We start from the raw sequence: 19,418 nt of genomic DNA, 5'->3' as shown, positions 1-19,418 counted from the left end.
CATAATATAATACCCCTTTTTCTATTCTTTAATTTTTTTCTCTAGCAACCCAACAAATACTAATATGAGCGCTGATATCAAAAACGTCAAATGCAACACAACATACCATAGCAATTCACGATTCGATAACTGTGGGATATCTAAGAATTGTTTTAACAATGAAATCGACGAAATCGCTACAATAGAACCCGCAATTTTAAGCTTAACGCCTGTATGAGATAAACGCTTAATCCAAATCGGCTCACCAGATTTATGCTCGACATCAATCTTCGAGACAAAATTCTCATAACCACTGATAATTACAATAACGATCAAATTTGCAACCAAAACAGTATCACAAAGTGTTAACCCCAAAACGATTAACTCATGTGGCTTAAGTATATTGATACTCTCAAAAAGATGTAGCACCTCATTAGCCATTTGATAGACAAATGCCAAAAGCACCAATATCAAAATGAGGTAGATCGGTGCCTGAATCCAACGACTGGCAAAAACAATACGCTCAAGAAAAATTTCTATATAGCTTAATCTACCGTTTTTTTTGTTATTTGACATTTAGGAGATGCCTTAACTAAAACTAAATTTTACTGCTACTTTTGGTAGAAACTTTATCTGCAGTTAGCCATTTATTGATCGCATCAACATCTTTATAACTGATCACACCTGCTGTATTCTTAAGCGTTAATAAATCATTAATATAATCATATTTGGCTTGTGCGTACTGTTGCTGTGCCTGGAAAAGTTGTTGTTGCTGTTGCAAAAGATCGACAATCGTATGTGTTCCCACCTCATAACCGGCTTTCATTGCTTTCACAGAAGCCTCTGCTGCAATCACGGCCTGTTTATACGCTTCAACTTGCGCAATATCAGACAATACTGTCAAATAAGCCGTTTTCAACTGACTTTCAGTCGCTCGCTCAGCTTCTAACAACGTATACTTCGAAGCTTCTTTGGTATATTGCTGCTGTTTTAATGACGCATAATCACTACCACCATTTAACACATTCCAAGACACACCAACACCCACTGACGCAGTGTTGCTTCCTGAGGTGTAATTGGTGTTTTGATAATTTAACCCTCTTGAGGCTTTGGCTGTTAATGTTACCGCAGGCAAAAAGTTGCCCCACAAGCCACTAACACCTGCCTTAGCAGCTTCTAAAAGAAATTGATTCTGGACAATGTTATAATTCTGCTTTAATGCGATTCCCATCCATTTATCCATATTATCTGGATCCGGTTTATCAAACGGAAATTTATCACTTAAATTCTCAACTGCAGTAACTGGCTGACCAATAATTTGACTCAGTGCTGCATAGTATGTCGCCAATGCATTTTTTGACTGAATAGTTGAGGCAACTGCTTGCTCATATTGTGCTTTAATTGCTTGAACATCGGTAATTGCAGATAGCCCAACTTTATATTTCTCTTGCGTTTGACTTAAAAGCTCTTTGTTCCATGACTGGTTGGCTTCAGCATAGGCCAGATTATCCTGCGCTTGTAATACTGCAAAATAAGCACTAGATACATTAGTAATTAAACTTGCTTGCGCCATTACAAAGGTAATTGCATCGGCTTTTGCCTGATAGCTTGCATAATTATAACCACCCCAAGCACCCCAGTTAAAAAGCGCTTGCGTTGCCGTTATACTTGGTGATTGCGAAAAATACTTTGATCTAGCACCTGTTGATGCATCGGCAGTAGAACTATAATTACCTTGTGCGTTATAGCTTACTGTAATATTTGGCAAAAGCTTACCTAATGCGGCAGGAACTGCTTCTTGGCTTGAGTTAAACGTCGCTTCTGCTGCCAGATATTGCGCATTTTGCTTTTGTGCTAACTGATAAATACCTAATAGGTTTTTCACTTGCTTTTGCGACACATCAGCTGATGTTACCGACTTCGTTGAAGCAGTCATTGTTTGCATTTGTGCTGCGGAAGTTGCAGACTCTGCCGATGCATATCCCAAGAAAAGCAATCCACTAATTACTAAGGTGATTTTTTTCATCTATTTACCTAACCTTTTTATCATTACAATCTAAAACTGAAATATCTCATCCTGCAGCTTTTGACCTACCGGCTTATAAACATCAAAAGTTGACTTTTGCTCGTAAGATCCATCCTCAGCCTTTTGTACCAAAACGGCCTTAGCATAACTATGTTTTTCAAGAAAGTACAACATTCTGCCTTTGGTAGCCAGATATTTTAGATAATCCATAGGCTCTGATTTTTGCATCTCTTTGACGATCACTAGATCAAATATATTATACTGTTGGAATAATTGATTTAAACCATTAATATTATTTTCTTTATTTATATGATATTTAGCATTGTAAATACCAATCGTTTTTAACGCATTTTTTACGTGATTTAGCATATCTTCATACTGATCTACCACATCAACCAACTTTGTAAGCTTTGCCAAAAGCGCGGTTAAATATCCACTACCACAACCAATCTCAAGCGCCCTCTCTTGCTTTTTAGGTTGTAGCAATTGCAACATTTTGGTCACTGTTTGTGGTGTCAGTTCATATTGATGATGATTCAGAGGAATTTCAACCTCTGAATATGCCACTTCTTTATAATTACTAGGAACAAAAATCTCACGAGGAGTATCAATAATCACACTCAGCAAATCGCCATAAGGCACGCCCAATGTGCGTATCTGCTGTTTGATCATATTCTCTTTTGCAAGCTCTACATTCATGCACAAAACCTTTTTATCTTTAGGTATTAATTTATTTAGCTAGTGATTGCTTAGTCACTTCCACCTCAATTAAGGCACACTATACCATAATTTAGTGCTGGTTATTCTAAATGCATTGCTTAATATATTCAAATACTGTTAGCGCTTATTATTTATTGCCCAGTTTAATTTACCAGGCAGCGTTAATATGTAGATTTTACCAATTTTATCTGGACATATCATAATCATACATGTATCGTTACACTAGTACAAAATTTTGGTCACACAATCATGGAATCCAACTGGAAAAGCTTAATTAAACTTTTACAACAGACAAATGATGAAACTGAAATGACAAAATTATTGGATTTTTTGTTTACACTTGAAGAAAAACACCAGATATCCAATCGCTATGCCTTGGCTGAGCTCATGATATTAGGTGAAAAACCGCAACGTGAAATTGCCAAAAACCTAGGGGTCAGCATTAGCACTGTAACGCGTTGTTCTAACGCATTAAAGGTACTACCTGACGAAATAAAACAAAAGTTCTTACAACCCAAAACTAAAAAAGCTAATACTTAAGGAGCGCTTTATGACCATCCAAGCATTAACAAAAGCACATCAATCTCAAGTTCAACAACTTTTTGCTGATGTAAACTTTTTTAATGCTAAATGGTTTTTTAGTCCAGGACAGCTTTTTTTTGGCTTTTTTACCCAAACCGATCAACTTGCCGGTGTTGCGCATGTTGAAATCTATCATAATGCAATGATTGTTAAGGCATTAACAACACACAAAGCACACCGCAATCAAAAAATTGCCGTAAAATTACTAAATCATATTGAATCTCTTGCTAAAACACTTGATTGCGCTGCGCTATATGCATTTACACAGTTTGGGGCAAACTACCTTGAATGCGTAGGTTTTGAACAAACAATTCAGGCTAAGTTACCATTACAAATCAGTGATTACATGTCCAATCAAAAATTGGGAAACAGGATTATTATGAAGAAGGTATTAACTGATGCAAAAAAGCATCTAATGCGACAAGAATCGTTAATAACTCAAATTCAAATGAGCCATCTTGTCGCATAAACTAATTTTCTTGACTTAAACTTTATACGTCTATTTTCACTTAAGCAGAAAGATATTTTTTAATTTCTGTCACTACTTTTGCTACTGCATCTAACTTTGCAACACCCTTAGCATGATTTGACATTTTCTCAAGCTGAGCACGATTCATATCCATCGCACGTACAAAAGCCATTAATTTCTGCGCATTAAAATTCTGCTCACGCATGCAAATTGCTGCCTCCGCCTGAACTAAAAACTGTGCATTATGATACTGGTGATCATCTACCGCTTGCGCAAAAGGTACAAAAAAAGCAGGCACACCAGCACAAGCCAGTTCTGAAACAGTTAAAGCCCCTGCTCGACAAACGACAATATCAGCCCATTGGTAAGCTTCTGCCATATCGCTAATAAAAGGTTCGATCTTAAGCGCATACTTATAATTGGAACATACTGTAGCATACGCACTTTTTGTCTTCTCATAAGTCTTCTCACCTGTTTGATGCCATAAATTAACACATGCATCCTTTGGCAAATCACGCACAAGCTCTGGAATGGCATCATTCAATATTTTGGCGCCTTGACTGCCACCTAACACCAAAACATTTAACACATGTTTATAAAAATCATGTTTTTGCTCATGCAAAACTTTAATCTCATCACGAATAGGATTACCAATGACTTCAATAGGTGATTTTGTTTTAAACGCACTCGTTGGGAAAGCACACAATACCTTACGTGCGAACTTAGCCAATGTTTTATTCGTCATACCAGGGCGCGCGTTTTGCTCATGAATAATTAAAGGCACACGCATAAGACGTGCTGCCAACCCGCCAGGGCCTGCCGCATAACCACCAAACCCAACAACCACTTTAACCTTTTGCTTACGAATAACCATCATCGCTTGCAACACCGCATAACCTAGACTAAATGCTAAGCTAAGCTTTTTCATCATCTTTTTTTTACGCACACCACGGACCGATAAATAAAAAAGTGGATAACGCTCACCAACCAATTTTGTCTCAAGGCCATATTCAGTACCAAGCCAAGATACCTGCATATCTTGACGCTTAAGCTCATCTGCCACTGCTAATGCCGGAAATATATGCCCACCCGTGCCGCCTGCCATAATGAGCACACTTTGTTTTAAATTATGATTATGCTTCACACCATCCCTTATCTATCTCATCTCATAAATTTTGCTAAATTGTACCGCACATCTTAGTTACGGCAAACGATTATGCGCTATTTTATACACCAATAAACAACAAATACCCCCAATAAAACACAAGATAAGAAATATTGTAAAATGGTTTGTGAGAGGTATACCGCTCGTGAATCATTTTGTGGTGTTTAATGTCAAAGAAGTTTTTGATGCTTTTGAATGATTGGATTGCAGGTAATAGCTAAGACTATTGGCAAAATTCAATCATTCAAAAGTACGAGAAATTCAATGATAGAAATTCTGTAAAATGGTTTGCGGGCGGTATATACTAACAAACACCTAAAGTCTGTGAAACAAATGCCAAAGGAATCCTGCATGAAAATATTAGTTATTGGTAACGGAGGTCGAGAACACGCGCTGGCGTGGAAGCTTGCTCAATCAAAGCATGCTACACATATCTATGTTGCCCCTGGCAATGCCGGCACTGAGCGCGAGGACAAAGTTAGCAATATTGATATTGCCGTGACTGATATTCCACATTTAGTGAACTTTGCCAAAGATAATGACATTGAGCTAACTATCGTCGGCCCTGAATTACCCCTTAGCCTTGGCATTGTTGATGAATTTGAGGCTAATGGTTTAAATTGTTTGGGACCAAAGAAACAGTGCGCACAACTTGAGTCTTCCAAGGCATTTAGCAAAGACTTTATGACTAAATACAATATTCCAACAGCACGCTATCAAAACTTTACCGAAGTTGACAAAGCCAAGGCATATGTCAAACAAATGAGCCTACCTGTTGTTATCAAAGCCAGTGGTTTAGCTGCAGGGAAGGGCGTTGTTATTGCTCAAAACATACAGGAAGCCGAAAGCACGATTGAAGACATGCTCGAAGGGAATCGCTTTGGTGCTGCCGGTTGTGAGATTGTTATAGAAGAGTTTCTTAGCGGTGAGGAAGCAAGCTTTATTGTACTATGTGATGGCACACATGCATTAGCCATGGCGAGCTCACAAGACCATAAGGCGCGCGACGATGGTGATAAAGGTCCAAATACCGGTGGTATGGGTGCTTACTCACCAGCCCCAATCATCACCGATGAAGTTCACCAAAAAGTAATGCAACACATTATTCAGCCTGTTCTTGACGGTATGAAAAGTCAAGGCGAAGCCTATAAGGGCTTTTTGTACGCAGGGCTCATGATTATGCCAAATGGTGAGATTAAAACATTGGAGTTTAACTGTCGCCTTGGTGACCCTGAGACACAACCTATTATGATGCGTTTAGAATCTGATTTAGTTGAGCTTGCATTTGCTGCATTAAATGAAGAGCTTGATGAATATGATACCAACTGGCATCCAGGCACAGCCTTAGGCGTAGTGATGGCAGCTGGCGGCTATCCTAACAGCTATACCACTGGTGACCTTATTATTGGACTTGATCAAACACATGACTCCAATAGTAAAGTCTTTCATGCTGGTACTAAGCGCAATGGCGTAAGCATTGTCACCAATGGTGGGCGCATACTCTGTGCTACCGCACTAGGTGTTGATATTGAAGAAGCTCATGCTTACGCTTATAAATTAGTTGATAGCGTTACTTGGCAAAATGAATATCATCGCAAAGATATTGGCAAAAAAGCATTCAATAAAGTCAAACTATAAAAACAATTAACCACATATAGCTATTCCATAAATGATTTTGCACAGTGTTTAATACTCCCATTTTTAATGCTTTTAGGTGACTGAATGCAAATCAAGAAAATCTGTAGAATGGTTTGTGATGGATATAGAGCATAAAGAACCAGCGTGCCATGGGGTCTTATCTATAGGATTCACCCACCTTAGCACATTCCTGCCATTGTATAAATTCAGGCACCTCCTTGTCACCCTCTTTTGGCGCCCATCTGGCAAAGTCACCTTCAACAGTTGGCATAAAGGGACCAGGCTTTACTTCAAAAAACATGGCATCTTCACTTATTGCATATAGAGAGTGCCATGTATTGGGTGTCATTTCAAACCCTAAAGCATCACCGCCTACACCAAGTATAAACTTGTCAACGATAACACTTGTATCATCATAAATAACTACACCGATTTGACCTTTAAGCACTATTATCAACTCCCATTTATGCGATTCTGAATGTCTATGTGGGCGAATGTAGGTACCTTTTTTAAGATATATAGCTAATCTATTGACGGAGTCTGATAGCTCAGGGTGGAAATTATGATGCGCACGCAAACGCGGCGACTCCTTGGCATTTTGCGCCATCACAGTCATTAGCGCATGATCAATTTTTTTCATATAAAACAAATCCTATTTCAAAAGCGACTTACTTTAAACTTTTGATAAATGCTAACACCTCTTCAACATGCCCTGGTACTTTAACTTTACGCCATTCTTTGATTAGTTTGCCTTGTTTATCAATTACAAAAGTGCTGCGCTCAATACCCATATACTTTTTACCAAACATGCTTTTTTCCTTAAGCACTGCAAAAGCATCACACAGCAGCTTTTCGGTATCAGCAACAAGCTCAAATGGCATATTATACTTTGCCTTGAACTTTTCATGTGAGCTCAAGCTATCCTTTGATACCCCTAAAATTTTGGTATTGACTTTAGCAAAGTCATTATAGTGTTCGGTAAACCCAATACTTTCAGTCGTACATCCTGGCGTGCTATCTTTTGGATAGAAATAAATCACCAAATAACTCCCATGGTAATTATCAAGCGTAAAGGTTTTGTTTGAGGTCATTGCCACTTGTGGCAAGCTTATTTTTTCACCGACGTGCAAAGTCATATTGCATACTCCTAAACTTTCATTATCATAAACACCCGTGTACTTTAACAAAGATAATCTTGAGATAAAGCATGTTACAACAAAAACCTTTCATTTTAGATCCTATTAAAGCTGCTAAAGAAGGGATGGTACTTAATCAAACCTTTAGTTTTTCACATTTAGCATCACTACATGCGTGTATTGTTGATGGCAGCTATGACTTCCAACTCAACTTTAAATTCCACTTTGAAAATAACAAACCACTACTTGATGGGCAGCTTGCCGGCAAGGTTATGCTCATTTGTCAAAGAACACTTGAACCTTTTGCATTTAGCTTTGACGACCCGATTAAACTTGGCTTTGTAACAGATGATCGTTTTTTTAAAAACTTCCCAGACACCTATGACCCATATATTTATAAAAACAATCAAATCAATCTTATTGAACTGCTTGAAGAAGAAATTTTACTTTCCATTCCAATGATCCCAAAAAAACCACTAAATGATTGTCAAGCTGAACAAAATACGTCATACTATGGCGTTTTTGAAACTAGCGACAGCGATAAGCAGGACAAAACGAACCCGTTTTCTGCTTTAAAAAAGCTAAAATTTACAAAGAAAAATTAATATTCAAAGTAGTGAAATAGGAGAATTAATAATGGCTGTACAGCAAAACAAAAAAAGTCGTTCAAGAAGAGATATGCGCCGTTCACATGATGCATTAACTGCTTCAGCACTTTCAACTGATAAAACATCAGGCGAGATGCACTTACGTCATCATGTGTCTGCCAACGGTTACTACAAAGGTAAGAAAGTAGTTGCTGTTGCTTCTGATGATGAATAGAATAACTGCACGATAAGGCAATTATTCTCTATTACTGTGACCAGTTCAATATCTTATAAAATATCTATTGATGCCATGGGTGGTGACCATGGATTAAAAACCACCATCCCAGCTTGCTTATCTGCGCTGAAAAAATTCTCTGATTTACATATCTGCCTTGTCGGTGTTGCTAAAGATATCGAACAATTTTTAGCATCTTATAAAGTACAATATGATACTATGCGTTTATCCATTGTACATGCTAATGAAATTGTGGAGATGGATGAATCACCTGCATTAGCACTACGCAATAAAAAAGACTCATCAATGCGCGTTGCCATTAACCTAGTTAAAAATGGTGATGCTGATGCCTGTGTTAGTGCAGGTAATACAGGCGCTCTAATGGCAACCTCAAAATTTGTATTAAAAACATTAAATGAGATTGATCGCCCAGCAATTGTTTATGCCATCCCCTCTTTAGATCACAAAGTCAAAAAAATGGATCCAGTATACATGCTTGACTTAGGCGCTAATGTTAACTGTTCATCTGAGCAACTTTTTCAATTTGGTATTATGGGGTCAGTATTAGCAGCAAATCTTAAAGGTAAAGAACGACCACGTGTTGCCTTACTTAATATTGGTGAAGAAGAAATGAAAGGCTTGGATAGCATCAAGCAAGCTGCCAAAATGCTACAAAACTGTGATCATATTAACTACATTGGTTATGTTGAAGGCAATGATATCTTTTCAGCTAAAGCCGATGTCATTGTTTGTGATGGTTTTGCCGGAAATATTGCTCTTAAGACAATGGAAGGCACTGCTAAACTTATTGCAGACATGCTGAAAGATAGCTTTAATAGTAGTATTTTTTCTAAACTTGCGATGTTGATCAGCGCACCCGTACTCACAGGACTTAAACGCAAACTTGATACCAACCAATATAATGGCGCTTCACTTCTTGGCTTAAGAGGAATTGTTATCAAAAGCCACGGCAGTGCTTCAGCTGAAGCTTTTGAAACTGCTATTTACGAGGCAATTAAAGAAATTAAATACAATATCCCACAAAAAACACAAACGCAAATTGAGCGTATTATGCAATCTTAAGGCTAAGAACAATGTTTGCAAAAATCACTGGCACTGGCAGCTACTTACCCGCCAAAGTACTACATAACACCGACATTGCCAAAATGGTTGATACTTCTGATGAGTGGATTACTCAGCGTGTTGGCATCAAGCAACGTCATATTGCCAATGAAGCAGAGACTACTGCATATATGGCAATAAAAGCCGCCAACAACGCAATGAACATGGCAAACCTTCAAGGTCAAGACATTGATCTTATTATTGTTGCCACAGGAACAGCAGATTACATCATGCCATCAACTGCTAGTATTGTGCAAACACAGATTAAAGCACCCTGCTGTCCTGCCTTTGATATCAGTGCCGCTTGCAGTGGCTTTGTTTACGCAGTTGATATTGCAAAACAATACGTTGAAAATGGCAACGCCAAACATGCCTTGGTCATTGCTTCTGAGCGCATGTCACGCACACTTGATTGGCAAGATCGGGCAACCTGTGTGCTATTTGGTGATGGTGCTGGCGCTGTTATCCTAAGCCAAAATGATAAACCAGGGATTATTGCCTCAACATTATATTGTGATGGTGAAGGCAAAGATATTTTAAACATTCCAGGACTTTTAAGTAAAATACCGTTCACACAAACCCAATACCATACAATGCTACATATGGAGGGTAACAAGGTCTTTAAAAAGGCAGTTTCCAAGCTTAGCGAGCTTGTATCAAATCTTTTAAGCAAAGCAAACATGCATGATACAGATATTGATTGGCTTGTACCTCATCAAGCAAACTACCGTATTCTTGAAGCAACCGCTAAGAAGCTCAATATGCCAATGTCGCAGGTGATCGTCACCCTTGAACAACATGGTAACACCTCTGCTGCCTCTATTCCTTTAGCACTTGATCACGCCATACGCCATAACCAAATAAAACCAGGACAAACAATCCTTACCGAAGCCTTTGGTGCTGGCCTTGTCTGGGGTGGCTTTATTGCTAAATTTTAACATGCTACAAAAGATTAACTGCAGTTGCCTTAAGCGCAATTGATAACAAGGATGCTATATTCAAAATTAAAGCTCACGTATGTACTCACAGTAAAGCAGGTTATTTTCAAATCCATGACTCAATTAAGCAATATCCTGATTTCTTTGGCATAAACAACAAATAACAATAGGTCGTACTTGAAAAGGTCTAACGCATCATGCAGAATGCATCTAGTTTAAATTTATACTTTGATCAACATGGGTTTATTTAACCGCTTTAAGCGTAGTAACGAACAAAAAATCAAACATCCTGACTCTCCTGCCTCCAAGAATGGACAAATACAAGAAGCTATTACCCCTGCAGCTCCTCAACAAGAATCTATAAGCAAAGTAGAAAGTACAACTGTTTCAATACCCATTGAAGCTGAATCTAAAACAAATATTGACACCCAGGCACCTGAGTCATCAGTGTCCTCTAGCATAAACACATCAACAATAGATCAGACTCAAGCCACTACAGTTCAACCAAATAGCAATGATAAACCTGGACTATTTGCACGCTTAAAAGATGGGCTAAAAAAGACACGTACAAAACTAGGTGGTGGTATTGGTGATTTACTTTTAGGTAAAAAAGTCATTGATGATGATTTGATTGATGATATTGAGATGCAGTTACTTACCGCTGATATTGGTGTTGAAGCAACACAAGAAATTATGGAAACTGTGCGCAATAAAGTTAGTCGCAATGAACTACAAACAATTGAGGCACTTACCGATCTTATCAAAGAAAAGCTTAAAGAAATCATTACTCCTTCCGAAGCACCATTAGTGATTAATGACATACATAAACCATACGTTATTTTGATGGTTGGTATTAATGGCGCTGGTAAAACCACAACGATTGGCAAACTTGCTAAGAAATTCCAAACTGAAGGTAAATCAGTCATCTTAGCGGCAGGTGACACCTTTCGCGCTGCAGCAGTTGAGCAGCTGCAGGTCTGGGGCGAGCGTAATACAATTCCTGTGATTGCACAGCATACTGGAGCTGATAGCGCTTCGGTTATTTATGATGCAGTACAAGCCGCTAAATCAAGACATATTGATATTGTTATTGCTGATACTGCTGGACGCCTGCACAACAAAGATAATTTAATGGAAGAGCTTAAAAAAGTTGCACGCGTCATGAAGAAACTTGATGCTACAGCACCGCATGAGGTCATGCTCGTACTGGATTCCGGTACTGGACAAAATGCGATTATGCAAGCAGAGGTATTTAACAAAATCCTATCAGTGACCGGCATTACCCTCACAAAAATGGATGGCACCGCCAAGGGTGGCGTTATTTTTGCCATTGCCAAAAAATTACAACTTCCGATTCGCTTTATTGGCATTGGTGAGAAGATTGATGATTTACGACCTTTTCATGCAAGGGATTTTATCGACGCACTATTTACGCAAGATTAAAACAATCCTTAGCCGCAATTAATGCATCTATATTTTTTATCTGGCATACTACCGCAAAAAAATAAATACTGAATTTGCTATGAAACAACATACTGGGCTTTTTGAGCGCACAGCCATTCTTATTAATGACAAGGGTATTGAACAACTTAAAAAGGCACACATATTACTTGCGGGCGTTGGTGGCGTTGGCTCATTTGCCGCTGAAGCGCTAGCACGTGCTGGTATCGGTGAAATCACCTTAATTGATCATGATATAGTCTCCAGCTCTAACCTTAATCGCCAATTAGTTGCACTAAACTCAAATATTGGGGTTAAAAAAGCACAGATCATGCGTGAGCGTATTTTAGATATCAATCCCAACTGCAGAGTCAACATTATCGATGACTTTATTCGTAAAGACGATATGACACCTCTATTTGATAAACCTTATGATTTTGTGATTGATGCGATTGATAGCCTTGTTTGTAAAGTTGCCTTTATTGCATATGCGCATAAACAAGGTTATAGGGTTATTTCAAGCATGGGTGCTGGTGGCAAACTTGATCCCACACAAATTAAAGTAGCTGATATCTATCAAACAAGCATATGTAAACTTGCTAAATTTGTGCGTATTCGCTTACGTCGACTTAAAGTTAAAAAAGGGATTCTTGCCGTTTACTCGACCGAGAGTTCATTGCCACCACTACCTCCTGAACCCGTTGGAGGTAATAGTCGAGACCGCGCGGTTAATGGTACGATTAGTTATATGCCTGCACTATTTGGACTGACGATTGCTGGAATGGTAATTAAACAACTTGTGGGTGAGAATTTACACGCAAATCAATAACATATTCATTTGGCTTGCTCTGTTGTTTTCTTGCCTTTGAAAATTCTAATAACACTTCCTGATAGGGCATAAATCATAAATATCACAAATAAGGTAACCGATGGATCAATAAAGATAATTGCAATGATAAAGACGACAAATACCGTTTGCGTAAAAACAACCTTACCTTTTAGATCATAATCTTTAAAGCTTCTAAACTTAATATTACTCACCATCATTGCCGATAAGTAAAGTGTAATAATCGTCGCAAAGAACGTCACCCATCCTTCGGCTGATGTATGTCCTAAGGTATTACAAAACCAAACAAATCCAGCAATGGTTGCTGCAGATGCCGGACATGGCAACCCTGTAAAGTAGCGTTTACTCTCTGGGTTATTATCATCTAATTGCGTGTTAAAGCGTGCCAAACGCAGTCCAACACATGCCAGATAAATAAAGGCTACCGCCCAACCAAATTGCCCCAAGTGTTTTACCGCCCAAAAATAGATAATTAAAGCAGGAGCCACACCAAATGAGACCATGTCAGCCAATGAGTCATATTCCGCACCAAACGTACTTTGCGTGTTGGTTAAGCGTGCAACACGCCCATCTAATGAATCCATAATTGCTGCAATATAAATACACACTGATGCCAATATAAAGTGACTGTTAAAAGCAGCAATAATTGAATAAAAACCCGCAAACAAACTCGCTGAAGTGAATAAATTTGGCAAAACATAAATACTTTTACTGCGCTGCATTGACTGCTTATTTAACGACTGATCATCTTTCATCGCATCTTCCTTACACGTTATTTATTGGCATCTTTAGTCTCTTGATGAGCATTAGTATTTTTTACACCACCAAGCTTAGTTTGTTTTAGGAGTTTTGGTAGTGGAAAAATGACCTCCTCCTTGACACCCTCAAAATCCACAACATAAGCATCAGCAAAGTGTTCTTGTAAAAAACCGACCACTTGCTGCACCAAATACTCTGGTGCCGAGGCTCCTGCTGTAATACCTGCATTATGCTTACCAGCAAACCACGCAAGGTTAATATCATCTTTATTGTCAATAAGATAAGCACTCACCCCTTCTTTTTCAGCTAACTCGCGTAAGCGATTTGAGTTGGAACTATTTTTAGAGCCGACCACTAAGAGAATATCAACCTCTTTAGCCAACTCTCTAACCGCATTCTGACGATTCTGCGTTGCATAACAAATATCTTCTTTTTTTGGCGAGCTCACAGTAGGATATTTTAGCTTTAATGCAGCAATGATATCTTTGGTTTCATCGACCGATAAGGTTGTTTGTGTTGCAAAAATAAGTCTTGTTGGATCTTGCACATCTAGATTTGCCACATCATCGACATTTTCAACCAAGTATATTTGACTATAGTTATTTTTATATTGCCCAAGTGTGCCTTCAACCTCGGGATGCCCTTTATGACCAATAAGCACACACTCGACACCGATATTGCTAGCTTTTTGTACCTCTCTGTGCACTTTAGTAACTAATGGGCAAGTTGCATCGTAAATTTTAAGCTCTTTGCTTTTAGCTTCCTCTTCTACCGCTTGAGAGACGCCATGCGCACTAAAAATACACACTGCATGATCTGGAACTTCATTTAATTCTTTAACAAAAACAGCTCCTTTTTCTTTAAGACTTTCAACCACCGCACGATTGTGCACCACCTCGTGGCGCACATAAACAGGGTGCGGCTCTAAAGCTAATACGCGCTCCACAACATCAACAGCACGTGACACACCCGCACAAAATCCTCGTGGGTTGGCTAAAATAATCTTCATTAGGCAAATTCCTTATCTGAAACTTCTAAGATATCAACATCAAACAAAATAACCTGACCAGATAATGGGTGATTAAAATCAACCGTCACATCATACTCATGGATACCAACAATCACGCCGGGCAATTCAGTACCATCTTTTTGCGAGAAAGCAATAATAAGACCTTCTTCTAGCGCCATATCCTCTGGGAATCTCTTTTTTGGCACTTCATAAATCATTGCTGGATGTTTTTGGCCAAATGCATCCTCAGGCATCAGCATCATCTTGCGATTAACACCAACATCTAAGCCAAGCAGCTCACTTTCTACTTTTTCTGAAAATGTACCCTTACCCATTTGAAAAACATATGGGCGATCATAATTTTTTGTATCTTCAGCAATTGAACCATCTTTTAAACGGATTTTAAAATGCATCTTTACAAAGCTATCTCTTTGTATTTTCATGTAATTCCTTTGTTTCATTCATTTTTTATGCTTCTTTTGCTTTTCTCCAACATCTAGGCTAGAGTTTTAGCATATTACTAACGCGCACATTTTACGAGATTTATAAAAAATGCACAAATACTCCTTGGCGCGAAATGCGCAGCCGATCGTTTTTCCACACAAATTGCTGTTGGTTATTGCCTTTTTATTATTTGCTATACTCCTAATCAAACCTCTACATGCCAAATCTTTATATGAAAAATATCATATATTTTTTAGTAACCATTACTTATCTGACACCCCCTTAAACAAGGTCGGCAAAATTATTATGTCAAAAAAAGAACGAGAACTGGTAAGCTTAGGCGATACAGTTTATGTTTCTAAAACCGATGAAACACCATTTTATTACATTTTTTCACATGTAAACAGTATTCCTTATGCTAAGGATAAATACGACTACATTTTCAAACGTCTTGGCAAAGCACAGTTTGCGGGCAATTATAAAGGAACATTAGTTATGCATATTATCAGCATAACCCAAGAGATTAAAATTGGTGATTATGTGCTACCCTCTGACTTGGTACAAACAAAGTTGCCTGATCATGAAATTATGGCTAATACTAATATTGTCGGTAAAGTAACACAATTAGAAGGAGAAGCTGACTTTGCAGGAACTTATCAATCCGTTTTGATCAATACCGGGCAAAACGCAGGACTTAAAATGGGCATGCGTATTTATTTTGAGTCACCTACCAGAGAAGTAAATGGTTATGCAATCCCTGGACAGTTTTTAGGCCAAGGTTTCATTTATCGTATTGCCAGCCATCACGCCATTGCTCTTGTGACTGATGCCAAACAGGAGGTAATGATTGGTAGCACGGTATTAACTCAACTACCAAAGCACCATGTCAAACATGAGCTTTAGTGTTTTACACACTATTCCTGGTTTTTCTTTTAAGCATTACCAAAAGCTTGCCAGCCTACAAGTTGGTATGGATGACTTTCTTGCTAAGCCACATCTTTATCAACATATTCTAAACTTAAGCCAACAGGCAATTGACTTTATCCAACAACAGAAATTCCTCTCTTATCTTAAGAAAATCAATACATGGCTTGCATTGTCTTCTAAACATCATTTAATTCACCTAACTGATTCAGCATTTCCTAAACAATTAAAACAAATCAGCAACCCACCACTAAGCTTATATGCCATTGGTGATATTTCTTTATTTAGTTCATTACAACTTGCTATCGTTGGCACACGTCAAGCAAGTCTTTATGGTAGTGAGTGCATCAAAGCACTTATACCTGACCTTGTACAGGCAAAGCTAACCATCAATAGCGGCATGGCACTTGGCATTGATACTTTAGCACACCAGGAAACACTTAATCAAAATGGCCACACAATTGCAGTGCTAGGCACTGGAGTTGATCTGTGTTATCCCGCACAAAATCGTAACCTCTATGCACAAATTCAATCTCGAGGATTAATCATTTCTGAATTTTTATTAGGGCAAACACCCAAACGCTTCCATTTCCCCAAAAGAAATCGTCTCATTAGCGGCTTAAGTCTTGGTGTTGTTGTGATTGAAGCAGCACACAAAAGTGGATCACTAATCACTGCTATGCATGCCCTTGAACAAAATCGCGATGTCTTTGCCATTCCTGGTAATATATTTCATCAGCAAAGTCATGGCTGTCATAAACTCATTCAAATGGGTGCAAAGCTTGTTAGTTCGGCAGATGACATTATTGATGAGCTTAATCTTAGATCAACACTCACTGAGTTACAGGCACCTTTTCAACAATCCTTATTACTCACTTCTGAGCAACAGCTTGTTTTTGATAGCATAGGCTCTAACTGCACCACAATTGATAAAATTATTGACACGACCAACTTAACATATGCAAAAATAACTGGCATACTATTTGAGCTTGAGATGGAAGCACTTATTGGTGCTGTTCCTGGTGGATATAAACGACTCTAATAAGGTAACATGAACAATAAAGCCCCTATACTACAAGTTCTCATGTCGCTGTTTAGTGATTTGCCCTATTTCGATGGTGATATGGTCAAATTAACAGACTCACAAGAGATATTACATGAGCTGCAAAAAGCTGGACTCACACCACAAACAATTGATCGGGCATTGTCTTGGATTGAACGCTTTAGTAAATTCAACGATGAACCAAGAGTGGATTATCATCCTGAAACTGTGCGTGTTTTTACTCGCCAAGAAAAGGCGATTATCCCCGTGGAAAGTTTACGTTTCCTACTGGAATCATATTTAACAGGTGACATTAAGTCACATGAGCTTGAGTTTATTATTGAACAAATTATGTCGCTTGGTACACATACGATTACCGAAGAGCAATTTTTGTGGGTGTTTGAGATGACAATTGCCAATCAAGAAGATGAGGTCTTTGATAGCTTTATCCCTGTTGATGAAATGTTGATAAGATCTTTTCGTACTCATTAATCACATTATTCTACTTTTCCTTAACACCACTTTCTTTTCTTATTTTAACTGTCCAACAAACATTGCACTTATCATTTATAAATCTATACTCATATCGTAATGTCAAAATAGCAAGGAGCTGATATGTTTAAAGTTATCACCAATAAAGATGGGCAAACGCAAGAAATTCAAACTTCACTTTCCGCGCGTGCACTAATGGACAATCCACTGTTAAATAAAGGGACTGCGTTTACCAAAGAAGAGCGCGAGGCATTTGATTTACTCGGTAAATTGCCTATACAAATCGAAAGTCTCTCATCACAGCTTATGCGAGTCTACCGCCAATTTCAGGAGAAAAATGATAATATTCAGAAAAACATTTTTCTTCACACATTGCATGATAGCAATATAACACTCTTTTATAAATTTTGTTCACAACACATTGATGAAGTTTTACCCATTGTTTATACACCAACAGTTGGTGACGCAGTTGAGCAATACTCTAGCGAATTTCGACGTCCAGCTGGCGTGTATCTTGCCTATGATGAACAAAAACAAATGGATAAAATTCTAGGTAATATCGCTAAAAATCAACAGATTGACTTTATTATTGTTACTGATGGTGAAGCCGTACTTGGCATTGGTGATTGGGGCATTGGTGGTATGGACATCAGTATTGGCAAACTGATGGTTTATATTATTTGTGCTGGGATTAATCCCACTAATGTGCTACCTGTACAACTTGATGTTGGCACTAATAATCAAAAGCTACTAGATAACCCAATGTATCTTGGGGCTCGTCATCCGCGAATCACAGGCAAAAAATATGATCAATTCATAGAAAAGTTTGTCACTAGTGTTAAGAAGCACTTTCCTAATGTCTATTTGCATTGGGAAGATTTTGGCCGAGATCACGCGCGCACCATTTTAGAAACCTATCGCAATCAACTTTGTACTTTCAATGATGATATGCAAGGCACAGGAATTGTCGCTACGGCTAATGTGATTTCAGCTATCAAAGCCACACAAACAAAATTCAGTGATCATCGAGTCGTGATGTTTGGTGCCGGGACCGCAGGATGTGGAATTATGGATCAGATTCTTGATGCTTTTATTACCAGTGGCATGACCAGAAAGCAAGCTTTAGATCGCTTTTATATCATTGATAGACTCGGTTTGGTTATCGAAGACATGCCCAACTTACCAGACTTTCAAAAGCCTTATGCTAAATCAAGAAAGCAACTCAAAGATTGGAATATTAGCAATCCTCAGAATATTTCCTTGCTTGAGGTCGTTCAAAACGCCAAAGCAACGATCTTAATCGGTTGTTCAACGGTTAAAGGCGCTTTTAATAAACCTATTGTCACAACAATGGCACAAAATATTGAGCGCCCGCTTATCATGCCGTTATCAAACCCAAATTCACACTGTGAGGCCACACCTGAGAATCTTATCCATTGGACAAATGCCAAAGCCATTATTGCCGCTGGCAGCCCATTTACACCTGTTGTATATCAGGGGAAAACCTATCAAATATCACAAGGCAATAATGCATTCATTTTCCCAGGACTTGGTTTGGGGGCTATCGCTGTTAAAGCCACAAAAATGTCTGATGGTATGATCCGCGTTGCCAGTCAGACATTGTCTAACTTCTCACCACTACATCAGTCCGTCAATAACCCTGTGTTACCACCAATTCATGATGCTACTATTGTTAGTAAAGCTGTAGCTATTGCCGTTGCCAAACAAGCAGTTAGAGAAGGGTTATCAAGCATCAAGGCTAAAGAGTCTGAAGTCGAAAAACTCGTTAGCAACGCACAATGGATCCCTCATTATTACCCATTGAAGCGCCTATAATCACAATATTTCTACCATTACCAATACT

General features: G+C 38.5%; 22 protein-coding genes. 13 read left to right on the top strand and 9 right to left on the bottom strand.

The window, feature by feature from the left end:
- Positions 1-21 precede the first annotated feature (21 nt).
- From DNK85_RS10210 to DNK85_RS10200, 3 genes are read right to left on the bottom strand one after another with little or no spacing between them, the layout of a single operon-like run.
- Positions 22-555 carry a TIGR00645 family protein gene (locus DNK85_RS10210; RefSeq protein ID WP_119329461.1) on the bottom strand — a complete coding sequence of 178 codons (534 nt, stop codon included), beginning with the start codon at positions 553-555 and terminating at the stop codon, positions 22-24.
- 22 nt (positions 556-577) lie between these two features.
- Complete coding sequence (locus tag DNK85_RS10205) at positions 578-2,005, bottom strand: TolC family outer membrane protein (protein WP_119329460.1); 1,428 nt, start codon at positions 2,003-2,005, stop codon at positions 578-580.
- 30 nt (positions 2,006-2,035) lie between these two features.
- Positions 2,036-2,704, bottom strand: a complete 669-nt coding sequence (locus DNK85_RS10200; protein WP_119329459.1) for a protein-L-isoaspartate O-methyltransferase family protein — start codon at positions 2,702-2,704, stop codon at positions 2,036-2,038.
- A gap of 270 nt (positions 2,705-2,974) precedes the next feature.
- On the opposite strand from DNK85_RS10200, the gene trpR reads away from it, so the two are divergent.
- Both trpR and DNK85_RS10190 read left to right on the top strand, forming a co-directional pair.
- The gene (trpR, locus tag DNK85_RS10195; RefSeq protein ID WP_119329458.1) at positions 2,975-3,265 is read left to right on the top strand and encodes a trp operon repressor; all 291 of its coding nucleotides are present in this window, start codon (positions 2,975-2,977) and stop codon (positions 3,263-3,265) included.
- A 10-nt stretch (positions 3,266-3,275) separates the two neighbouring features.
- A complete protein-coding gene (locus DNK85_RS10190) occupies positions 3,276-3,776 on the top strand; it encodes a GNAT family N-acetyltransferase (protein WP_119329457.1) in 501 nt (166 codons plus the stop codon).
- Positions 3,777-3,816: 40 nt separating this feature from the next.
- Here the strand turns inward: DNK85_RS10190 and murG are convergent, their stop codons facing one another.
- Positions 3,817-4,920: an undecaprenyldiphospho-muramoylpentapeptide beta-N-acetylglucosaminyltransferase gene (gene murG / locus DNK85_RS10185; protein WP_119329456.1), complete on the bottom strand. Its 1,104-nt coding sequence runs from the start codon at positions 4,918-4,920 to the stop codon at positions 3,817-3,819.
- A 372-nt stretch (positions 4,921-5,292) separates the two neighbouring features.
- Between murG and purD the strand changes: the two genes are divergently transcribed.
- Entirely contained in the window at positions 5,293-6,579 is a 1,287-nt protein-coding gene (gene purD / locus DNK85_RS10180; protein WP_119329455.1) for a phosphoribosylamine--glycine ligase, read from the top strand.
- Positions 6,580-6,736: 157 nt separating this feature from the next.
- On the opposite strand, the gene DNK85_RS10175 is transcribed toward purD, so the two are convergent.
- Together DNK85_RS10175 and DNK85_RS10170 are read right to left on the bottom strand one after the other, a co-directional pair.
- Positions 6,737-7,219, bottom strand: coding sequence for a WbuC family cupin fold metalloprotein (locus DNK85_RS10175; protein WP_119329454.1), 483 nt, complete (start codon positions 7,217-7,219; stop codon positions 6,737-6,739).
- Positions 7,220-7,247: 28 nt separating this feature from the next.
- Positions 7,248-7,715, bottom strand: coding sequence for a peroxiredoxin (locus tag DNK85_RS10170; protein ID WP_208123168.1), 468 nt, complete (start codon positions 7,713-7,715; stop codon positions 7,248-7,250).
- A gap of 71 nt (positions 7,716-7,786) precedes the next feature.
- Here DNK85_RS10170 and DNK85_RS10165 point away from each other — a divergent pair, with 71 nt between their 5' ends.
- The 6 genes from DNK85_RS10165 (at position 7,787) to DNK85_RS10140 (ending at position 12,866) form a co-directional block, all read left to right on the top strand.
- Entirely contained in the window at positions 7,787-8,320 is a 534-nt protein-coding gene (locus DNK85_RS10165) for a YceD family protein (protein WP_119329453.1), read from the top strand.
- 31 nt (positions 8,321-8,351) lie between these two features.
- Positions 8,352-8,537: a 50S ribosomal protein L32 gene (rpmF, locus tag DNK85_RS10160; RefSeq protein ID WP_119329452.1), complete on the top strand. Its 186-nt coding sequence runs from the start codon at positions 8,352-8,354 to the stop codon at positions 8,535-8,537.
- 48 nt (positions 8,538-8,585) lie between these two features.
- Positions 8,586-9,620: a phosphate acyltransferase PlsX gene (plsX, locus tag DNK85_RS10155; RefSeq protein WP_119329497.1), complete on the top strand. Its 1,035-nt coding sequence runs from the start codon at positions 8,586-8,588 to the stop codon at positions 9,618-9,620.
- Between the two features lie 11 nt (positions 9,621-9,631).
- Entirely contained in the window at positions 9,632-10,597 is a 966-nt protein-coding gene (locus DNK85_RS10150) for a beta-ketoacyl-ACP synthase III (RefSeq protein WP_119329451.1), read from the top strand.
- Between the two features lie 237 nt (positions 10,598-10,834).
- Entirely contained in the window at positions 10,835-12,040 is a 1,206-nt protein-coding gene (ftsY, locus tag DNK85_RS10145) for a signal recognition particle-docking protein FtsY (RefSeq protein WP_119329450.1), read from the top strand.
- Between the two features lie 79 nt (positions 12,041-12,119).
- A complete protein-coding gene (locus DNK85_RS10140) occupies positions 12,120-12,866 on the top strand; it encodes a tRNA threonylcarbamoyladenosine dehydratase (protein ID WP_119329449.1) in 747 nt (248 codons plus the stop codon).
- A gap of 5 nt (positions 12,867-12,871) precedes the next feature.
- On the opposite strand, the gene pssA is transcribed toward DNK85_RS10140, so the two are convergent.
- The 3 genes from pssA to fkpB are packed head-to-tail and all read right to left on the bottom strand — an operon-like array spanning position 12,872 to position 15,095.
- Positions 12,872-13,639 carry a CDP-diacylglycerol--serine O-phosphatidyltransferase gene (gene pssA, locus DNK85_RS10135; RefSeq protein ID WP_235842426.1) on the bottom strand — a complete coding sequence of 256 codons (768 nt, stop codon included), beginning with the start codon at positions 13,637-13,639 and terminating at the stop codon, positions 12,872-12,874.
- Between the two features lie 17 nt (positions 13,640-13,656).
- Positions 13,657-14,652 carry a 4-hydroxy-3-methylbut-2-enyl diphosphate reductase gene (gene ispH, locus DNK85_RS10130; protein ID WP_119329448.1) on the bottom strand — a complete coding sequence of 332 codons (996 nt, stop codon included), beginning with the start codon at positions 14,650-14,652 and terminating at the stop codon, positions 13,657-13,659.
- A complete protein-coding gene (fkpB, locus tag DNK85_RS10125; RefSeq protein ID WP_119329447.1) occupies positions 14,652-15,095 on the bottom strand; it encodes an FKBP-type peptidyl-prolyl cis-trans isomerase in 444 nt (147 codons plus the stop codon). Before fkpB ends, ispH begins: the two co-directional genes overlap by 1 nt.
- A gap of 307 nt (positions 15,096-15,402) precedes the next feature.
- Here fkpB and DNK85_RS10120 point away from each other — a divergent pair, with 307 nt between their 5' ends.
- From DNK85_RS10120 to DNK85_RS10105, 4 genes are all read left to right on the top strand, one after another.
- Complete coding sequence (locus DNK85_RS10120; RefSeq protein ID WP_162896671.1) at positions 15,403-15,999, top strand: hypothetical protein; 597 nt, start codon at positions 15,403-15,405, stop codon at positions 15,997-15,999.
- The gene (gene dprA, locus DNK85_RS10115; RefSeq protein ID WP_235842425.1) at positions 15,989-17,062 is read left to right on the top strand and encodes a DNA-processing protein DprA; all 1,074 of its coding nucleotides are present in this window, start codon (positions 15,989-15,991) and stop codon (positions 17,060-17,062) included. The genes DNK85_RS10120 and dprA overlap by 11 nt, the downstream gene beginning before the upstream one ends.
- Positions 17,063-17,071: 9 nt before the next feature.
- Positions 17,072-17,554 carry a DUF494 family protein gene (locus DNK85_RS10110; protein ID WP_119329444.1) on the top strand — a complete coding sequence of 161 codons (483 nt, stop codon included), beginning with the start codon at positions 17,072-17,074 and terminating at the stop codon, positions 17,552-17,554.
- Between the two features lie 123 nt (positions 17,555-17,677).
- Complete coding sequence (locus DNK85_RS10105; protein ID WP_119329443.1) at positions 17,678-19,390, top strand: NAD-dependent malic enzyme; 1,713 nt, start codon at positions 17,678-17,680, stop codon at positions 19,388-19,390.
- Positions 19,391-19,418 lie beyond the last annotated feature (28 nt).

The sequence above is a fragment of the Cysteiniphilum halobium genome (genome assembly GCF_003574425.1).
In the GTDB taxonomy this organism is placed as follows: Bacteria; Pseudomonadota; Gammaproteobacteria; order Francisellales; family Francisellaceae; genus Caedibacter; species Caedibacter halobius.
The sequence above is the reverse complement of the archived record's forward strand: the minus strand, read 5'-3'. Positions and strand labels throughout refer to the sequence as shown.